The sequence below is a fragment of the Psychrobacillus sp. FSL K6-4615 genome, from assembly GCF_038008225.1.
Taxonomy (GTDB): domain Bacteria; phylum Bacillota; class Bacilli; order Bacillales_A; family Planococcaceae; genus Psychrobacillus; species Psychrobacillus psychrotolerans.
In genome coordinates this window covers 50,265-67,378 of record NZ_JBBOYQ010000002.1, presented here as the reverse complement: position 1 = coordinate 67,378, position 17,114 = coordinate 50,265, and the positions used below count along the sequence as shown (strand labels likewise).

The window sequence follows — 17,114 nt, the reverse complement described above, 5'->3', positions numbered from 1 at the left end:
CGTCCCTGAGCTCCCAAGCAAAGGACGGTTCACTTAACCACTGTGCTGATCGCATTTGAAGCGATCTATTTTATTACAAGAACGTTTGGTGCGCTAACACCGAGCGTTCTTTTTAGTATAAGCAATTTCTACCTTTATTATAACATCTGCAAGTACACTTTCAAGTATTTTAAGATGTGGGTGCCTCGTAAAATACCCCACTTAGAATATTTGGTTTAAAGGGGCCTTTCTAATACAAGCTACTTTTCTTTTCATATTAAAGGTACAATAGTAGTGAGAATTTTCATATTTATGGTTAGTAAATTTCTTTCTTTACTATAAGGGGGCTAGAAAAATTATGAATAATAAAAGAGTTTCAAAATTAAAGGAACTAATATTTGAAAAAAGTTTTTGGCAAAATGCCTGGGCTTTTCCTAGTATTATGTTTGCGGTAGTTTCGGTTATTCTTTCTTTTTATGACTTTGATTTTAAGAATACTTTGTTTTGGATTATACTTGGCGTTTCAATTATTTACATAATTTCTTTCTTGATAAGAGCATCAGGTTTAAAATCGGTTACGTTAAATATAGACGGCTCTATTTTTGAAATTAGTGTAGGAGATATATTTGAACAAGATACTGAAGATTATAAGGTAATTGCATTTAATGAGTATTTCGATTCTAAAGTTGATAATGATTTGATTTCAGCTAGTACTTTAAATGGAATGTACATACAAAAAAAGTACCCAAAATTAAAGGACGTGCGAAAGTTCGATGCAAGGATAACCAACGATCCTAGATTGAAAAAAAATATTAAAGAGACTGGCGTACTTAGAGGGCTGGGGGGAAAGACTACAAAATATGAACTTGGGAGCATATATAGAGACGAAGATTATTTTTTAGTCGCCTTATCAAAATTTGATGATGATAATGAGGCAGGTTTAAACCTAACAGAATATGCAACATGCTTATTAAAATTTTGGAGTGAAGTTAATACGTTATATAACCAGAAAACAGTTGTAATGCCACTACTAGGAACAGGGATTACTAGGAAGAGAGATTATGATGCTACAGATCAACAATTACTGGAAGTTCTTATATGGACGTTTAAGATTAGTAAAGTAAAATTTAGAGAACCTTCTAAAATCAAAATTGTTATACATGAAGATAAAAAAAGGAATATTAATTTTTATAAGTTAAAGGAGTTGGAGAAAAATGGCATATAGAAATGGAGTTTATGCAGCTTTTGATGGTCAAGGTAAAACAAATCCGTCTGAATCGGATATTAGATATTTTAATTTATTAAAAGGTTGGGCAGCAAAAGAGGATTTTAACTATATTGACAGCCATAAAAAAACAAATGTTGTACGAGATACTAGTTTACCTGAAACTTTAAAAAGAGCTTTAAATGAAAGACTTAGTAATTCTAAAGTTATGATAATAATTTTATCGAATGATACAAATTATGATAGAGGCTTTTTGAATTATGAGATAGAGAGAGCTTTAGACCATTATAAATTACCTTTAATTCTCACATATCCAGATGTTGGAGTAGGTGAAATTCAAACTCAGTGGGCTACGTTAGAGAGAAGATGGCCAAGAGCTTTAAGAGAAAGAATAACCGATAATAGTAGGAATGATTTATCGTGTTTACACATTAAATTTAATAAAAATGATATAATGTCGGCGTTAGAACATATGACTGTACACAATAAAAAGTACTTAGGACCTAAAATATATCTTGAATATAAATAAGAGATAACGTAATTCCTTTAAATGTTTATTAAGAATCCATTTTGAGCAATTTTCAAAATGGATTCTTTATTGTACTACTATTCTATTTTTGCAATTCCTTGCTTAACCCATGTTACTAATTGCTCATAATCATTTTTTAGTAAGTTGTATTCCTGAAACATTAGCTCATATGAACGTTTCATTTCATCATAACTCTCCATTGCTAATTTTAGGTAGTTTTGTTCGGGTGATGTAGGCGATGTATTTTGGGAAGCTACCTCTCTCTGAAGATAGGAAGTTCGAAGGTATTTATTCCATCTAAATGCACAAGCCTGTTTTGTTCTACCTAGTAAGATGCTTGCCTCTTCAAATCCCGATATTTGTGTTTCTCCTCGTTCGATTTTCTTAAAAACTAACTCGTAAAGTAGATTATCATCCTCTGCAGTCCAGCTATCTTTCCTTATTTTTACATTCATATATTTATCTCCCTTAGATTTTTAACTACTATATGCCAAGAATGCTTAAAAAAGTCTGGTTATTGTGGCTAAATCAGAAGGAATCGGAGAGTTATCAGTATTAAGAATATTGTTTACTTTATTCCTTTCATTTGCTAAAATAAAGATATAACTATTCTTTTTACATTTTTAATGCAAATCCTCACTTTTTGAGTGATTCTGCGGTGACGAACAATTAATAAGCCTTTGGGCTGATTGAGAATTATAGCATATTTTTATTTTTATGCTATAAAACTACCAATCTGCTCAAAGGCTTTTTTGCGTTCTCTTTTAAAGGAACAGTTAAAAAATAAGCTTTGAGGAAGGGTGTTTTGTATGAGCCAACAAACTCTACAAGGAAGAATGAATGCACAAAAGGAGAAATTTTTACAATTACTAAAACAAGAGGGAAAGTACATTGAACATTGTCCAAAGCAAGGCTTCATCTATGAAATAATCGGTCCTGTATTTGACCAGATGTATCGCCTTGCTATTGCTTTAAACAACGGTAAATTGGAAGTTTTGAAAATGGAAGAGATCAATTAATTGATAACTAACAGTAATTGAAGCGAAGAGATTATTTATCTACAGGTAATGAATGTTATTATTGGGGACAATGAGGTGGCAAGAATATGAGAACGTTTAATAAATGGTGGAAATTCGCAGCTGTAGTTACTGTTCTACTTGCTATAAGTATTATAGGTATTCATAAGACAGTTTGGATACCTGGACAAGCTTGTGAACAAATGTCGAATATGGAGGACACTAAGAATGAATTAACCAAATTCGTAAAATTATTTGATCTTATGGGATTTGGTCCGGGACCAGATAATGATGAAGGTATATTAGCTCTTAGAGATACTGCATTTTTAGAAACAGAGGAGTTTGCTGAATGTTTAGGTGGTAGACATACCGTTCAATACACCATATATAAGGTGGTAAAGAAGGCCAATCCATTTAGTTAATAGAAAAGTTAGAGACTAAATCAAAAGAGATTTCATTCTATTTATAGGATGGAGTCTCTCTTTTTATTACACAAAAAAGGGAGAGCAAAGCATATGCAACCACATCAGATTACATTTTGGGAGACATTAGACGCATTTATGAATACAGAAACAAACAGCGAAACGGTAGGAACTTCTGTAATACCGGATATTCGAAGTGAAAAGCAGAAAGGAAATTTCGTTTCGTATGATGTTGGAGAGAAAATAGGCATGGCTAAAAAAGATATTTCAGCTATTCGCATCAATTTTCTAGAGAAACCTAGTCTAAAGCTATTACATGAGATGGAAAAAACAGATGTACGAGTAGCAGCTGATGTTTTAAAACGTCCTACCTTCTTTTCATGGTTTTCTTTAGCTAATTGCAAAGAGGTAGGGGTAGAACCAGGTGTTGCGAAAGCAATTCAATTGTTCATTAACCGAATTCCCAAAGAATCTGCTGACTCACCGGTTGCTCGTGAAAAATACGCACGAACACTTCTTATATTGAGTGCAGGCTTGGAAGGAATCAAAAAGAAGGATGAATATTTTGCTTTTGAGAAGTATATTACTGCTCTCTATTCCGCTGAGCATACTGCAAAGAGAATTACTTGTGTAGGAAACTTAAAATATCAGGAACGGGGATATTGGATGTTGAAGGACCTAGCTGATTCCTTAGCAATCAGAGACCAAGAGTTTAGAGGCGCTTTTATGAACTATTTCTTCAAACCGAAATCTCGTGAGACCGCATTAAACAGAGTCATATTTGAAGAGGATTGGGAAAAAGTCATACCAACTAATAAACCGAAAGTTGCTAAAACCACGAAAGCTAAAGAGGTTCTATGGAAAAGAGATATACCAGAAAATCCTGTAAGAGATGCTGGTTCCTCAATTCAATTTTCTACTCCGGAAGAGTTTGGAGCTCATTTTAATTTCCGCTCGGTCGAATTTGGAAATTATGTTGAGGACCACAAGGCAGCGTTTCATTTACGGAATGCAGCTGAAGCATATGTGGACTTATCTAAAATTCTTACGATACCTCATAAAGCAGTTAGCTTAGATGGAACATTGGCAATGGCATTTGGTTCGCGTGGTAGTGGTTCGGCTTTAGGACATTACGAAGCTTCACGACAAGTAATTAATTTGACGAAAGTGAATGGCTCTTTAGGTATCCTCGCGCACGAATGGTATCACGCACTTGATAGCTATTTATACAATGCGAGTCATCATTTCGAGAATGGGAAGATTGGTTTTCTATCCAAAGGTACAGAAGGAGCAGCACTACAAGAAGCTCAATCAGCTATGGGGACGTTGCTAAAGACAATCAAAGAAGGAACTACAACGGCCTATATTGATGTATCTGGAGCGAAAAAATCCTATACGGTATATCAACCCTTCATCGATATGTACCAAGCTGTAAGAGGGAATTTACAGGCTTTTATGGATGTGGAAATTCGTGAGTTTGACCGAATGAATGAACGCAGGCTAAATGGGTGTGTATCCGAGAAATCTAAAGAGGAAATGGTAAAGAAAATAGCAAAAAAACGAGTGTCTTTTATCCGTAGTCATGCTGAAGCTTTATCCGAATACCATTTTAAACAAACGGGAGAATTAGTGAAATCTATTCCTTACACTACAAATCGCACAGCTTTTTATCAAAACTCCATCAATATGGATAAGGGAGTCGTTTCTAAATATTGGAGTTCAGATGTAGAGATGACTGCAAGAGCATTCGAGAGTTATGTAGCTGAGGAATTAAAACAATTAAAGTGGAGAAATGATTATTTGGTTTGTGGTGCAATCGGTAGTGTTTATCCAGAAGGGACAGAAAGAGAAGTTATTCATGTAGCCATGGCTAACTTTATTGATACCATACGTTCTGTTCTATCCAAAGGAGGACTATCCTTTGATTAATCTTATAATCCCTAGTCTAAAGGTAAATGTACTCTTAAATTCCTATCAAGAAGTGAAGGATTATGTATATTCACTTCACAATCATTTTGAGTGGTTACGAGGAAGTACCTGGGACTGGGACAATAGCTATGTAGAGATCAACGGTGTCCGTATTGGTCGTGTAAGTTATAACGGTACAGTGTGGGATAAGCACAATAGACGTGTAATAGATTAATCGTTTGAGTGGAGTTGAGGTACTAAAGTATCTTACTCCCTTCATTAACAATCTATTAAAAACATTTTGAATGAACACGAGATTATATGGAGGAATTAATGATGTACGAATATTATTGCGAAACTTGTAAAAAGTGGTGTGACAAGGAGGAAGTGGAGCTAGAAGAAGTGTTTGAAGGTGATTGGGAGGAAGTACATGTACCCTGTAATTCAAGGTTACGCGTATTCCCAACTGGTATACTTAATATATCAAACTAGCTGAGAATTTTATAAAGAGGGAAATAAGTCGAAATATGGCTTTTCATTTTCTAGGGAGAATGGTATACTAATTTTATTAAAAGCGATACGTTTTAGGTATCTGCTAGGACTAAACTATTAAGCTCTTTGGAGCCACGCAACGTGCGTTGGTTTCAAGGAGCTTTTTTGTTTAGTCGGAATTTTTCGAAAAGAGGAGAGATAGTAGATGAGAGAAGAGATTGAGTACTTATGTTTAGATGAAGTAAATGGTTGTGAATTTGGGTTAGTGATTAATCAATACAGGAAGGATGCACTACCCGATGTGGAGATAGTGGTACTGAATCACGATTTGCGTATGGCACGAACTATTGGAAACGTTACTTCTGTAGAGGATGGAATGAATGAGGTAGTAGATTGTATTCAGCGAGGATTTTCCATTAATGGATTACACTTTTCACCATTATCGAATTACTCGCTTTCCAAGGACTTAATGGCAGAATGCATTTCTATATAGAAATTTCTATAACCATGATGTATAATAAATCCATACTATTTTATCTAACTTTTTTAATGCAAATCCTCTCTTTCGAGCGATTCTGCGGTGATGAACAATTAATAAGCCTTTGGGCTGATTGCGTTTCATAGTAATTTTTTTATTTTACTATGTGAACATATCAGTCTAAGGGCTTTTTTGCGTTCTCTTTTAGAGAAATGGTAAAAACTTTTAGAAAGGGTGTTTTGCACATGACGAAAAAATCATTTACTCGTCGAACTGCAACAGAAAAAAAAGAACAAGTGGAGGGATTAATGCAACAGCTGGAAGATGGTGTCTTACATTTTTCTTATGAACCAGAAAAATACAAAGCTATCTTGCAGATGCAAGCGTTGATGTACGATTATTCATTTAATAACATCATGCTGATTGCACAACAATGTCCGAATGCAAGGTATATCGCTTCCTTCAACAGATGGAAAGAGTTAAACCGGTTCGTGAAAAAAGGAGAAAAAGCAATTCGTATTCTTGCTCCCCGTTTTAAACTGGAGAAGGATGAAATCACAGGGGAAGTTGAAAAGAAGAAAGTTGGATTTATAGGAGTTTCAGTTTTTGATGTATCACAAACTGAAGGAGAACCACTATCTATAGATGCCCACGCACTAACCCTTGATGGCGAGTCTGATGAAGCAATTCGTATATTTGAATGGGTCAAGCTACTTGCAGAAGAAGATGATTGTCCTCTGCATATTGGTTTTGCGAATGGTTCAAATGGTTATTATCGTCCTTCTACTCATGAAATTATGATTGGAGACCATTTATCCATTAATCATCGTGCCAAAACAGCGGTACATGAACTTGTGCATAGTCGTGTTCATTGTCATACCCATGCAAAAACGAGTAAAGAGGAAATGGAAAGTGTTGCGGAAGGTGTTGCTTTTATTATCTGTTCCTATTTTGGATTAGACACCAGTGATTACTCATTCGAGTATGTTCGTGGTTGGTCTAGTGATAATGGAGAATCCTTACGTAAATACGGGGAAATCATTCAGAAGACTGCTAATAGTCTTATTGCCGACTTTGAGCGAGTTGCAACTGCAATTCCAATGAAGGAGGTAACGAGTAATGAATTCACTTCAAACCAAATCAGTGCGTAATATCGGAGAACTACAGTTAATTCCTCTGGGCAAACATCCTAACGGATCCGGAGACGACTTAATAAAAGTATTAGCAGGCCACATATTATTAGGCTTTGCTAAAACAGAGGCAGAAGCATTTCAATTATTCAACAAATACTCACATGAGTGAACATTGTTGTTTTTGAATTGCTTTTTTTAATACGAAAAATGGAGGCTTTTATAGATGAATTATTTACAAGAGACAGAAGATAACCCGAAAATGCTGCAAGTTCGTTTGAAAGATGCATGGCATGAAGTGTTTTGCTATGCACTTGCTTACGAAAAAACAGAACGTCAATATGACAAGTTACTAGTCACTATAGTTAGTGGAAGTGACTCTGCATTGCAATCGATTAAGGGTGCGATTGACGTAGGTTCACAAGGCGGCATCTCAATGGGTTACGGAAAAAAAGGGACCACAGATTTTATCTTCCACCGAGAAAAGTCATTAGGTTGCGAAAAAGGGAAGTATGAGAAGTTCGCAATGACATTGAGTCGTACTCGTAAAGCTATTGCCATTGTTCACGAAAGTGTATTGAACAATAGTGATTACGTATTATCTTTTCAAGGCAATCCAGCGAAAGATATTGCTCAATTGCTTGGTGGTGCTCAATACGGACTTCATATCTTACCTGAGTGGGAAGAAATCGTCTTGTCGGAACTGATTCGTTGTGAGCACCTAGTAGAACATGAGTTATATGCTGATAAGGAACTATTTCCTAATGGGCTTTCACTTTTCTCTATTAACTTGACGGAGGAACAAGCGGATCTATTCATAGAGCGTTTGTTACAGGAAGGACAAATTTCCTTTCCTAAAGATGGTAGCGGAGAATCGCTAGAAGCCATAGACGATTTAACGTCTTATCTACTAGAACACAACGAAGGCATGGTGAAAAAGTTATCAGAGACAGTTACTCCCTCTCATAATCCTTTGGAACATGATTCATTGGAACACTTTAATAGTTATCCACGCGAATTGTTTCCGGTTCAAGGGCATACAGCTACCGCAGTAAGCAAACGACTATTAAGTCAAAAATCGGTAATTATACAGGGCGAAATGAGTACAGGGAAAACTAGCATCATGACAGCTATAGCAGATGGATATCACGCTATGAAAGGTAAGAAAGGGTATTTCGCATGTTTGATGTGTCCCCCTTCCCTAACATCTAAATGGCCTGATGAAATCAAGGAACTAATTCCTCATGCTAACGTGCATGTAATCGAGAAAACGGAGCAATTGATTGCGTATCATCAAGCCTGGTTAGCAGACGGTAAACGAAAACCGACGGTCCCAACGTATTTTATTATTAGTTTTTCTACTATGCGGAATGATAGTCGAATCGTACCTGCAGTTAACCATCGCTATAAAAAGACAACGCTTCAACGAATAAATGAGTTAACCCCTTATCGAAATGGCTATTATTGTACTAGCTGTGGTAAACCACACCAAACGATAGAGGATATAACAACAGAGATAGATAAGGATGGGTATGAGATTGAAACACCGATTACTCATAACATGGACGCTACAGAATTTGGAGATTCCCGAAGACTGCATAACGGAGTAAAACCAGCCAACGCATTTTGTTTTCATTGTGGAGACTCTTTATGGACCAAATCCGTATTACATCGCTATGATTCATTTAAAGAATGGGCAAAGCATGAAAAACGTGTAATGCATTCAATTCATCAAGAGAATCCTCGATTGTATGCTCAAATTCAATCGGAACAAGAAAAGCATCCTACTGCGACTGGAATGCCTAGACGTGTCGCTGCCATCGAATATATTCGAAGAAAGATGAAATCCTTTTTCGATATTTCTATTGTAGATGAAGTACATTTGCTGAAATCGGGAAGTACTGCCCAGGGTAACAGTTTGGGAGCACTAGTACAGTCTTCCAAAAAGGTAGTAGCTGGTACAGGTACACTGTTTGGTGGCAAGGCTGAAGATATCTACTACTTACTATGGAGAATGTTTCCACACGACATGGTCAAAAGTGGGTTCAAATTCTCAGAAGTTAGTCGTTTTAACGAAGAATATGGGAATGTGGAAGAAACCGTTGTTACTTCAATAGGAGAGGATATGGAATATTCCAATACAAATTCTCGTGGTGGTAACCGTCGAACAAGTAAAAAAGTGTTGCCTGGTATTTCTCCTTTTATTTTTGGGAAGTACATGGTGCATAACGTTATTAACGTACGCTTGAAAGATGTTTGGCCAGATCCAGTTGAACTTGTAGATACTCCGACTATATTTGTTCCTATGTCAGAGGACTTGGAAAAACACTACCGTGGAATGATTTCCAGTTTTGAACACGAAATTGATGCAAGAGACGATGGATATAAGCTCTATATGCAAATGACGGATTACGGTATCGCATATGTCGATAACCCTTTTCAATTCCCAGATGCAACCTTTAAAACAAGTGATGGTGACCGTGAACTAATTTGGAGTGCCACTCACTTAAATGAAGATTGTACGCTTCCAAAAGAGAAGAAACTACAAGAAATTGTGGCGGGAGAAATGGAAGAAGGTAGAAAGTCGATAGTATATGTACGAGATACTGGTTCCTCTGTTGCAGGAAGAGACCTACGTCCTCGCTTGAAGCAAAAGCTAGAGGAAATTGGAGCAAAGGTATGTATTTTAGATACCTCCACTACGAAAACCAATGCAAGAAGTGAATGGTTAAAGAAAAAGATGGAGCAGGAAGGATACGATGTTTGTATAGTGTCTCAGGAATTAGTGAAAGTTGGACTAGACCTCCTATGTACACCTACGTTAATTTATTATCAGTTCTCCTGGAGCCTCTTTACTATTAACCAGAGTGCTAGACGGGCATGGCGCATCGGGCAGTCACAAGAGTGTCGTTTATTCTACTTAGCCTATAGTGGTACTTTTCAAGAAAAAATGGCGGAGATCATTGCTATGAAGAATCGGGCGACAGCAGCAATAAACGGCGAGGTATCTTCTGACGGTTTAAGCGCGATGCTTGGAGACGAGGGAGATTTGCAATCTATGCTTATTCAGAGTGTAAAAAAAGGTGGAGCAGTTATGAAAGGCTCAGCTGAAGATTGGATCGCTCAAAGTTCAGACCGAGCAAGAGAACTCCTTGCAAACATTGGTAAAAAACGAGAGAAACTAACCTTAATCCAACAATTTGAACAATGGGTAGAGGCGGGAATAAAAGGTGTTAGTACAAAAGAGATCTTACTTCGCGATAAATCTATTCTTACTCAAAACATTGAGAACAATCTTATTCCAGGCTTTGAATGGAAAGGGAATGTATTAGCAGTGGATATCGTAGAAGGAATTGGCTTCGATAGAAAATTCGTTTCTGATGGCGCTATATTGTATCACCTATCCAAACCACAAATTGGAGAGCGAGAGCATATAGATTCTAAACCAACAGAACAGGATACTTCACCGGTCATTATTTCTATCAAGGATGTAGAGAAAAAGAAAGTTAAAAAATCAAATAAAAAAGTTGTTTCAGAAAATCAACTTGCTTTTGATTTATTCGCTTAATAATACTTTAGGGAACTCTTGTATGGATGTATAGGTTCGCAAGAGTTTCCAATCAAGAGAGGACGGAGCATATGCTATTAATTATAGAAAGTTTACTTACACAAGGAATAATGTTTTTTATGACTTTAGGAGAAAGTTTATATTACTTTTTGACAAAACAAAAGGTGTCTGCAGAGGAGCCATTACCACTTTGGGGACTCCCTCGTTCTGTAGTTTCAGTGGGGAACCAGGAATCTGTTAGGCAAAACGAATATACAGCTTCTGTATTAACGGCCGAACAAGAACAATTCTTTCAACAGTTTCTTTCCGGAACAAATGAAATGGAAGATTGTATGGAGAATAATTATCTAGAATCAGTAACACCTATAGAAGATCCATCGTATGAATCAGAACTTTTATCGATGGCTTCTTGGGATGAATTAGAACCACAAGCTGTTTTGTTATCTTCTAAACTTGCATCTAAAGCAGATTGTAGAATCAAAGATTTAGTGATAGGGAAACAACTCTGGGTTGTTGAAGTAGTAGGAGAAGAACAAGGTTATTTACATGTCAGTGATGGAAGTGCAAGGGAATGGGTAAATTTACTTTTATTAGGAATATTAACAAGGGTGACATTTTGTCCATTTTTGTCGAAAGAAATGTAGATAATCACATTGACATACTAGCAATTGATATGCTACAAAAATATTCTTCTGACTTTTCCATAGAGGAAGAATTAATGATAAATGACGACTATTTCCATACTGAATCACATGTAGTAGCCTAGTTTATAAGGTCTGAGTCTAACTAAATTAGTTAGGTTCTTTCCTTCTTATTGGTTTTTAACTTATAGAAATCAATAAGAAGGAAGGAACCATAGTTATTATAAATAAAATAAATTGGAATTTTATGATAATTAATACGCGAATTATTATGTTGAATTAACCATATATGTTTGATATTGTTATGTTCATAGAACTAACGAAAGATATAAATCGCATGACATAAGTACCACGAAGGGGAAGATTAACGTTGAATAATGTCACTGAAATATCGAAATATAAATCAAATACCAGTCATTATGAAGTATTGGATCAAGCGATACAGAAAGGATTATTATTTTCTACAATTGAAATGGAATATAAAAGAGGTGCAAAAAATTTCTATACTAACGGGGATGGTAGAAAAGGTTTTTCATTAAGTGCGTCTTACTATAAACATTTGGAATTCCAATTAGATTCTATTAGAAATAGAATTATCATACCAATTATCAACAAATTAAATTGTAGTTTCGTGATTGTGTTTGAAGTTTCTCAAAAAGGTGAAATTCTTTCTGATCACGTTAAATTGTCATTACAAATGGAATGTCCTAAACGACTACCTTACTTAGAAACAGTAGAGGAAGTATTCAACGTGCTGATGCCATTCACTGATTATATAAGTAATCTCGAAGTAAATGGTCATAGTAGAGGACTATCTTATATCAGAGCTGAAATGAATATCAGTCGTGAAGATCTAATGGATACAATTCTAAATCCCTATGTAGATGAATTCATTGAGAAACAATGGCATGATTTTGGCATAATAGCTTACCACGAAGCCAAAGAACAGTTTTCATTAAATGTACGAATTCCTTTTACATATGGAGCTTTTACATGGGATACGATTGAAAAAAGCATAAGAATAACTCAACAAGAAACCTTAAAAGAGTTAATGAATATATGATAAAAACACCATTTTATATTCAAGCAAGTTCTATCATCCCATCTATTAATCCCGAAAATGAGTTTCAAGCTGATGGTTCATCCGACTTCTTAGGTAATGTAGTAGGAGATTTAGCAGCAGTTGTTGTACCGATTCATTACTGGGGAATCATTGGTCTAACAGCGATTTTTATTATAGGTACATTAGTGATGATTCTCTCTGCTTTGTTTAAGAATGGGCAGTGGCAGAAATACGGACAAAATTCGATGTTTTGGTCATTCCTTGTTATGTTGCTACTTCGGGGTGGTCCTATATTAGTCTTATCCATTAGGGATTCTTCCGATATAGATTCGTTATTACAAGATTTCGTTTTGACACTTAGTTATTCTGCAATCTTTTTAGGGGCTCTTACAATAGCGGCTAGTGGATTATACCGATTCGGATATAACTTGATTGAACATCCTGAATTTTACCGACGCTCTAAAGCACTTGTCATGGTATCTGTTCTAATGATGGCATTCGCAATGATTATTCCTAAAGCGTTCCAATTTATATAAAAGTGAACGCTTTCAAATTAATTAATAATATAGGTAAAATAGCCTTTAATATTTATGGGTTGTTTGCTATGATAAATAAAAGAATATTTCACAAAATCAAAGGGCGTACCCCTTTCTTTAAAGCATTATTAATGTGCTTAAGGAAAGGAGTGCGTCCTTTTTTTGGGTTTGAACACAAGGAGTTTAATACACTTATGAAAATAAATTTAATATATAACCAGAAGAGTTTGGTATCTACCTGGGAAGATATTCTCTCACTTCTTTACCCGAATGCCATTCAATCGTGTTTTCCAATAACTGACTGGAACAAACAAACAAACCAAGAAGATGTTGATTTGGTGTTCTACATTTCGATGAATGTAACGGATTCATTTAAAAAAATTTCGGATTATTACTACAAACTAAATATTCCTATTCTTTGCGTCATGGAACACTATACAGAAGTCGAATACAAGGTTTTAAGAAATAGCAAGTTGAAAGGCCTTATCCATATGCGTACTACCTCCGTAAAATCAATCAAGGAAATTACTGATTTAATCTTAGATGGTGGCTACTATTTAGAACCTCCGATAAAGAGCTGAAAATAAAAAAATATAATTATTGTTTACATATATAAAATATTAATATATTATAAATATTAACAATAATCATTAGGAGTGAGTTAGATGTCAAAAACAAAATTAGCTATTATCGGTGGCAGTCAAGAGCATACATATCAACAGATCGGCAAGAAAATGGGTTGTGAAGTTCTGTTTCATAATGGAAAGTCACGAAATGGTGGAGTTAAAAAGGATTTCCGTCCAATTATTAAGAAAGCCGATTGTGTCGTAGTACTACTAGGGGCAATTGGGCATGTATCAATGGATGTCGTAAAGGAACTTTGTAAAGAAAATGATAAACAGTTAGTATTCCATCAAGGTAGAGGAGCATCTGGAGCAGTATTTTCAGGATTAGAGTCTATCGGAAAGGTAGTCGCATAATGATAAGAGATTTTCAAAAGGGTGAACACCCAAGACCGAAGAATGGCTTTGGATTATTTTTATTTTGTTTATTGGTATCCCTATTCGTATATACCTTTTCCAATGATGTACATATAACGCCACCAGCAGAAAACGAACCAGATATAATCGCAAAGATAAATAATAGGAGTTGAGTAAATGAACATTTTAGCATTTGCAGATATTCGTACTTCTCTCGAATTACCGGATGTGCAGCCTGATGTGATTCTTTTGTTAGGAGATATACCTTCACTAGCCGTGGCTCGAATTGATAGAAAGTACGATTGCATCAAACTAGGTGTACTAGGAAATCATTGTCACCCTTCAGTATTCAGTGGTACCTCTGTAATCAATATGCATGAAAAGACGATTCTTATTAAAGGTATAAGCTTTGCAGGTTTCGAGGGAGTACCGCCATATAAAGATAGACCTCATGGTCAACGGACAGAAGCGGAGCTGCAGTCTTTTTTGAATAAAGTTAAGAATCAGCATATCGATATATTCATCATGCACTCAAATCCTTCATATGGAGACAAGGGATTAGATGATGCACATCGAGGCTATCAAGCAATCACTTCCTTTTTATTTGAAAAAGGGATTACCTATTTATTCCACGGCCATTTACACGATCCTTTTATCCGGAAGGTGGAAGATACTACTATTCATTCAGTGTACCCATATAGTTGGTTACCTAATTTGAAATTAGATAAAGAATAGGAGGAACATATTATGGAATTTACGGATTTAACGGAAAAACAATGTATCGGTTGCGGTAATTTTTATAGCATACCGACAGAAGTTGCGATGATTTCTTTGTATTGCTGCTCTACCTGTAAAGAAAATCATTCTATTTTTATGGCGGAAGATACTAATTTTTCATTTGATAAATCATTGAATGTTGGTGAGCATAAGTGAAGTTGCTAATATTTGAAAAGCCGAAACAAGCAAAAAGTATCTGTGAAGCGTTTCAGTATGAAAAGAAAAAAGGATATCTTTATCTGAAACCACAACAACCCCATTTCCCCGATGGGGCTTTTGCTATATGGTGCGTCGGTCACATAATGGAACAATGCCTTCCAGAAGAAATTAATCCCGAATGGAAACAATGGAAATATGAAGACCTTCCGCTTGCTCTCGATTCAGTCATTCCTCTGAAAGTGGTCAAAGAGAGAAAAACGGAGTATGCCAATATAAAGAAGTTTGTTCATGACCCTAAGGTAAAAGAGATTTACCATCTCGGTGATGCCGAACAGGAAGGTCAGCTTATCGTAGATGAGGTCCTTTATCATATGAAGAATAAGAAACCTGTTAAACGAGTGTGGTTGAATTCATATGAGAAGAGCGCAGTTATGAAAGCATTTCAACATATACGACCAAACGAGGAATATCATCCTTATTACGTCGCGGCATTATCCCGCTCCATTAGTGATTATCTAATCGGAATAAACAGTAGTCGAGCAATTTCTCTATTACTTGCAGACAAAGCGAAGTCCCTTTACAGTGCAGGCAGATGCCAGTCACCAATTTTAAGGATTCTAGTAGAACGGGACCGTGCCATTAGTAATTTTAAACCTACTCCTTATTACGAATTAACTGGAGTCTTCGAAAAACAAGGTGTTTTAATCCAGGCGAAGTTTGATTCGAGTGAGGACCCTCTTGATGATAAAGAGCAAGCGGATGCACTAGCCGACTACTTAAAGGGGAAAGAGGCAATTGTAGAATCAGTAGAGGAAAAAATGGAGCAAGTACCTCCGCCTCCTTTTTTCAATCTTACTTCGTTGATCAACGAGATGAATAAGATTACCAAACAATCACCGGAGCAAATCCAATCTGTAGCACAGTCTCTCTATGAGAATGGATATATCAGTTATCCGCGAGCTTTACCGACCGTGGTTAATCCCGAAGAAGCCCTGGCATTCCCTGAAATCTTAGATTCTTTAAGTAACCTGGGATGGGGGGAGAATCATTTACCTGCTCCAATTCAAGATATTAGTTCAGATAAACGGTATATAAACTCGCAAAAAACAGATGACCATTATGCGATTATCCCAACGACTAAAGTGCCTGATAGGAATCAACTGTCCAATGAAGAACAGCTAATGTATCAAATGATTGCTAATCGACTAATCACCGCACATTATCCAGCAGCTGTATATAGTGTCATGAAAGCCACTATTTTAGTGGATGACGAATATCCTTTCACTTTAAAAGAGAAGCGTTTAGTTACAAAAGGGTGGAAATCCTGTGTGTCTGAAACCGAATCTAATAACGAAGAGATGAAGGATATACCTGAACTAATCGAAGAAGAAACCTTAGTACTAAACAACGTTATCAGGGAAGATAAAGTAACCACTTCTCCAAAGAGATTTACCCAAGGGCAACTTCCTACCATCATGGAGAATATTTCAGCTTACTTATCAGAAGAGGAAAAAAAGGGATTAGGAAAAACAGAACTATCTCTAGGTACGGTTGCTACTAGAAGTAATATCATTCAACAGTTAATGAATCGAAGATATATAGAAGCTCGTAAAAACAATATTTTTGTCTTAGCTAAAGGCTTCATTTTGATTGATGCATTAGGCAAAGGTAGTTGGTTAAGTTCTCCTCGAGAAACAGGGTTGATGGAACAATACCTTGAACAAGTGAAAGCGGGGAAAAAGAATGCGGCTCCATTCTTGGAACGTTCAAAACAATTAGTCAGTGAGTTAATCCGTGACCTGCAGTTGAATGCGCCGAATTGGCAGCTAGAATCCTCCCACTTAGAAGAAGTTATAAAAGAACAGGAACAGTTGCAAAAACAGAGAGAGAAAAAGTACGGTACTAAAGAAGTAATAGGTAAGTGTTTATTATGTGATGGTGATGTCCAAGATCAAGGCAACTTTTATGGATGTTCTAACCACAAACAAACGGAATGTTCTTTCGCTATTAATAAAAAAATAAGTGGCCAGCCTATTAGTAAAGTCATTGCACAACAGATATTAATGCAAGGAAAAACTGATAAACTTTCTAACTTCGTAAGTAAAAAAACAGGGAAACCATTTAAAGCACAATTGGTATGGGATAGAGAGAAAAAGACACTACTATTCAACTTTGCTTAATTAAATAGAAATTAATTATATGTACAAAGGA

19 protein-coding genes are annotated in these 17,114 nt (G+C 36.0%); 18 read left to right on the top strand and 1 reads right to left on the bottom strand.

Annotated elements, in window-relative coordinates; translation table 11 throughout:
• Positions 1 to 337: 337 nt before the first annotated feature.
• A complete protein-coding gene (locus tag MKX53_RS19120) occupies positions 338 to 1,204 on the top strand; it encodes a macro domain-containing protein (protein WP_340913564.1) in 867 nt (288 codons plus the stop codon).
• On the top strand, positions 1,194 to 1,733 hold the full coding sequence (locus MKX53_RS19115) for a TIR domain-containing protein (RefSeq protein ID WP_340913561.1): 540 nt from the start codon (positions 1,194 to 1,196) through the stop codon (positions 1,731 to 1,733). Before MKX53_RS19120 ends, MKX53_RS19115 begins: the two co-directional genes overlap by 11 nt.
• 77 nt (positions 1,734 to 1,810) lie before the next feature.
• Here MKX53_RS19115 and MKX53_RS19110 read toward each other — a convergent pair whose 3' ends face one another.
• Positions 1,811 to 2,188, bottom strand: a complete 378-nt coding sequence (locus MKX53_RS19110) for a transcriptional regulator (protein ID WP_340913559.1) — start codon at positions 2,186 to 2,188, stop codon at positions 1,811 to 1,813.
• A 354-nt stretch (positions 2,189 to 2,542) separates the two neighbouring features.
• On the opposite strand from MKX53_RS19110, the gene MKX53_RS19105 reads away from it, so the two are divergent.
• The 16 genes from MKX53_RS19105 (at position 2,543) to MKX53_RS19030 (ending at position 17,083) form a co-directional block, all read left to right on the top strand.
• Positions 2,543 to 2,752, top strand: coding sequence for a hypothetical protein (locus MKX53_RS19105; RefSeq protein ID WP_340765678.1), 210 nt, complete (start codon positions 2,543 to 2,545; stop codon positions 2,750 to 2,752).
• A gap of 86 nt (positions 2,753 to 2,838) precedes the next feature.
• Complete coding sequence (locus tag MKX53_RS19100) at positions 2,839 to 3,171, top strand: hypothetical protein (RefSeq protein ID WP_340913556.1); 333 nt, start codon at positions 2,839 to 2,841, stop codon at positions 3,169 to 3,171.
• Positions 3,172 to 3,264: 93 nt separating this feature from the next.
• Positions 3,265 to 5,100, top strand: coding sequence for an LPD1 domain-containing protein (locus MKX53_RS19095; RefSeq protein ID WP_340913554.1), 1,836 nt, complete (start codon positions 3,265 to 3,267; stop codon positions 5,098 to 5,100).
• A complete protein-coding gene (locus tag MKX53_RS19090) occupies positions 5,093 to 5,314 on the top strand; it encodes a hypothetical protein (RefSeq protein ID WP_340765684.1) in 222 nt (73 codons plus the stop codon). Before MKX53_RS19095 ends, MKX53_RS19090 begins: the two co-directional genes overlap by 8 nt.
• Positions 5,315 to 5,776: 462 nt before the next feature.
• A complete protein-coding gene (locus MKX53_RS19085; protein ID WP_340765685.1) occupies positions 5,777 to 6,064 on the top strand; it encodes a hypothetical protein in 288 nt (95 codons plus the stop codon).
• 230 nt (positions 6,065 to 6,294) lie between these two features.
• The gene (locus MKX53_RS19080) at positions 6,295 to 7,200 is read left to right on the top strand and encodes an ArdC family protein (protein WP_340765687.1); all 906 of its coding nucleotides are present in this window, start codon (positions 6,295 to 6,297) and stop codon (positions 7,198 to 7,200) included.
• Positions 7,169 to 7,351 carry a hypothetical protein gene (locus MKX53_RS19075; RefSeq protein WP_340765688.1) on the top strand — a complete coding sequence of 61 codons (183 nt, stop codon included), beginning with the start codon at positions 7,169 to 7,171 and terminating at the stop codon, positions 7,349 to 7,351. Before MKX53_RS19080 ends, MKX53_RS19075 begins: the two co-directional genes overlap by 32 nt.
• A gap of 54 nt (positions 7,352 to 7,405) precedes the next feature.
• Positions 7,406 to 10,747 carry a DEAD/DEAH box helicase gene (locus tag MKX53_RS19070; RefSeq protein ID WP_340913552.1) on the top strand — a complete coding sequence of 1,114 codons (3,342 nt, stop codon included), beginning with the start codon at positions 7,406 to 7,408 and terminating at the stop codon, positions 10,745 to 10,747.
• 71 nt (positions 10,748 to 10,818) lie between these two features.
• Complete coding sequence (locus MKX53_RS19065) at positions 10,819 to 11,391, top strand: hypothetical protein (protein WP_340913550.1); 573 nt, start codon at positions 10,819 to 10,821, stop codon at positions 11,389 to 11,391.
• Positions 11,392 to 11,758: 367 nt separating this feature from the next.
• Entirely contained in the window at positions 11,759 to 12,451 is a 693-nt protein-coding gene (locus MKX53_RS19060; protein ID WP_340765693.1) for a hypothetical protein, read from the top strand.
• Positions 12,448 to 12,987 (top strand): hypothetical protein, encoded by a 540-nt coding sequence (locus MKX53_RS19055; protein ID WP_340913548.1) that lies wholly within the window; start codon positions 12,448 to 12,450, stop codon positions 12,985 to 12,987. Before MKX53_RS19060 ends, MKX53_RS19055 begins: the two co-directional genes overlap by 4 nt.
• Before the next feature lie 68 nt (positions 12,988 to 13,055).
• Complete coding sequence (locus MKX53_RS19050) at positions 13,056 to 13,568, top strand: hypothetical protein (RefSeq protein WP_340913546.1); 513 nt, start codon at positions 13,056 to 13,058, stop codon at positions 13,566 to 13,568.
• Positions 13,569 to 13,652: 84 nt separating this feature from the next.
• Positions 13,653 to 13,967, top strand: a complete 315-nt coding sequence (locus tag MKX53_RS19045) for a DUF2325 domain-containing protein (RefSeq protein ID WP_340765700.1) — start codon at positions 13,653 to 13,655, stop codon at positions 13,965 to 13,967.
• Between the two features lie 177 nt (positions 13,968 to 14,144).
• Positions 14,145 to 14,702 (top strand): metallophosphoesterase family protein, encoded by a 558-nt coding sequence (locus MKX53_RS19040; protein ID WP_340765701.1) that lies wholly within the window; start codon positions 14,145 to 14,147, stop codon positions 14,700 to 14,702.
• Positions 14,703 to 14,714: 12 nt separating this feature from the next.
• A complete protein-coding gene (locus MKX53_RS19035; protein WP_340765703.1) occupies positions 14,715 to 14,900 on the top strand; it encodes a hypothetical protein in 186 nt (61 codons plus the stop codon).
• Positions 14,897 to 17,083: a type IA DNA topoisomerase gene (locus tag MKX53_RS19030; protein WP_340765705.1), complete on the top strand. Its 2,187-nt coding sequence runs from the start codon at positions 14,897 to 14,899 to the stop codon at positions 17,081 to 17,083. Before MKX53_RS19035 ends, MKX53_RS19030 begins: the two co-directional genes overlap by 4 nt.
• The last annotated feature ends 31 nt before the right edge of the window (positions 17,084 to 17,114 follow it).

Coding starts and splice junctions, on each gene's coding strand:
- MKX53_RS19045 (WP_340765700.1), top strand. CDS start 13,653: ATGTCAAAAACAAAATTAGCTATTATCGGTGGCAGTCAAGAGCATACA.
- MKX53_RS19110 (WP_340913559.1), bottom strand. CDS start 2,188: ATGAATGTAAAAATAAGGAAAGATAGCTGGACTGCAGAGGATGATAAT.
- MKX53_RS19065 (WP_340913550.1), top strand. CDS start 10,819: ATGCTATTAATTATAGAAAGTTTACTTACACAAGGAATAATGTTTTTT.
- MKX53_RS19055 (WP_340913548.1), top strand. CDS start 12,448: ATGATAAAAACACCATTTTATATTCAAGCAAGTTCTATCATCCCATCT.
- MKX53_RS19115 (WP_340913561.1), top strand. CDS start 1,194: ATGGCATATAGAAATGGAGTTTATGCAGCTTTTGATGGTCAAGGTAAA.
- MKX53_RS19080 (WP_340765687.1), top strand. CDS start 6,295: ATGACGAAAAAATCATTTACTCGTCGAACTGCAACAGAAAAAAAAGAA.
- MKX53_RS19050 (WP_340913546.1), top strand. CDS start 13,056: ATGATAAATAAAAGAATATTTCACAAAATCAAAGGGCGTACCCCTTTC.
- MKX53_RS19120 (WP_340913564.1), top strand. CDS start 338: ATGAATAATAAAAGAGTTTCAAAATTAAAGGAACTAATATTTGAAAAA.
- MKX53_RS19100 (WP_340913556.1), top strand. CDS start 2,839: ATGAGAACGTTTAATAAATGGTGGAAATTCGCAGCTGTAGTTACTGTT.
- MKX53_RS19070 (WP_340913552.1), top strand. CDS start 7,406: ATGAATTATTTACAAGAGACAGAAGATAACCCGAAAATGCTGCAAGTT.
- MKX53_RS19035 (WP_340765703.1), top strand. CDS start 14,715: ATGGAATTTACGGATTTAACGGAAAAACAATGTATCGGTTGCGGTAAT.
- MKX53_RS19075 (WP_340765688.1), top strand. CDS start 7,169: ATGAATTCACTTCAAACCAAATCAGTGCGTAATATCGGAGAACTACAG.
- MKX53_RS19085 (WP_340765685.1), top strand. CDS start 5,777: ATGAGAGAAGAGATTGAGTACTTATGTTTAGATGAAGTAAATGGTTGT.
- MKX53_RS19105 (WP_340765678.1), top strand. CDS start 2,543: ATGAGCCAACAAACTCTACAAGGAAGAATGAATGCACAAAAGGAGAAA.
- MKX53_RS19095 (WP_340913554.1), top strand. CDS start 3,265: ATGCAACCACATCAGATTACATTTTGGGAGACATTAGACGCATTTATG.
- MKX53_RS19040 (WP_340765701.1), top strand. CDS start 14,145: ATGAACATTTTAGCATTTGCAGATATTCGTACTTCTCTCGAATTACCG.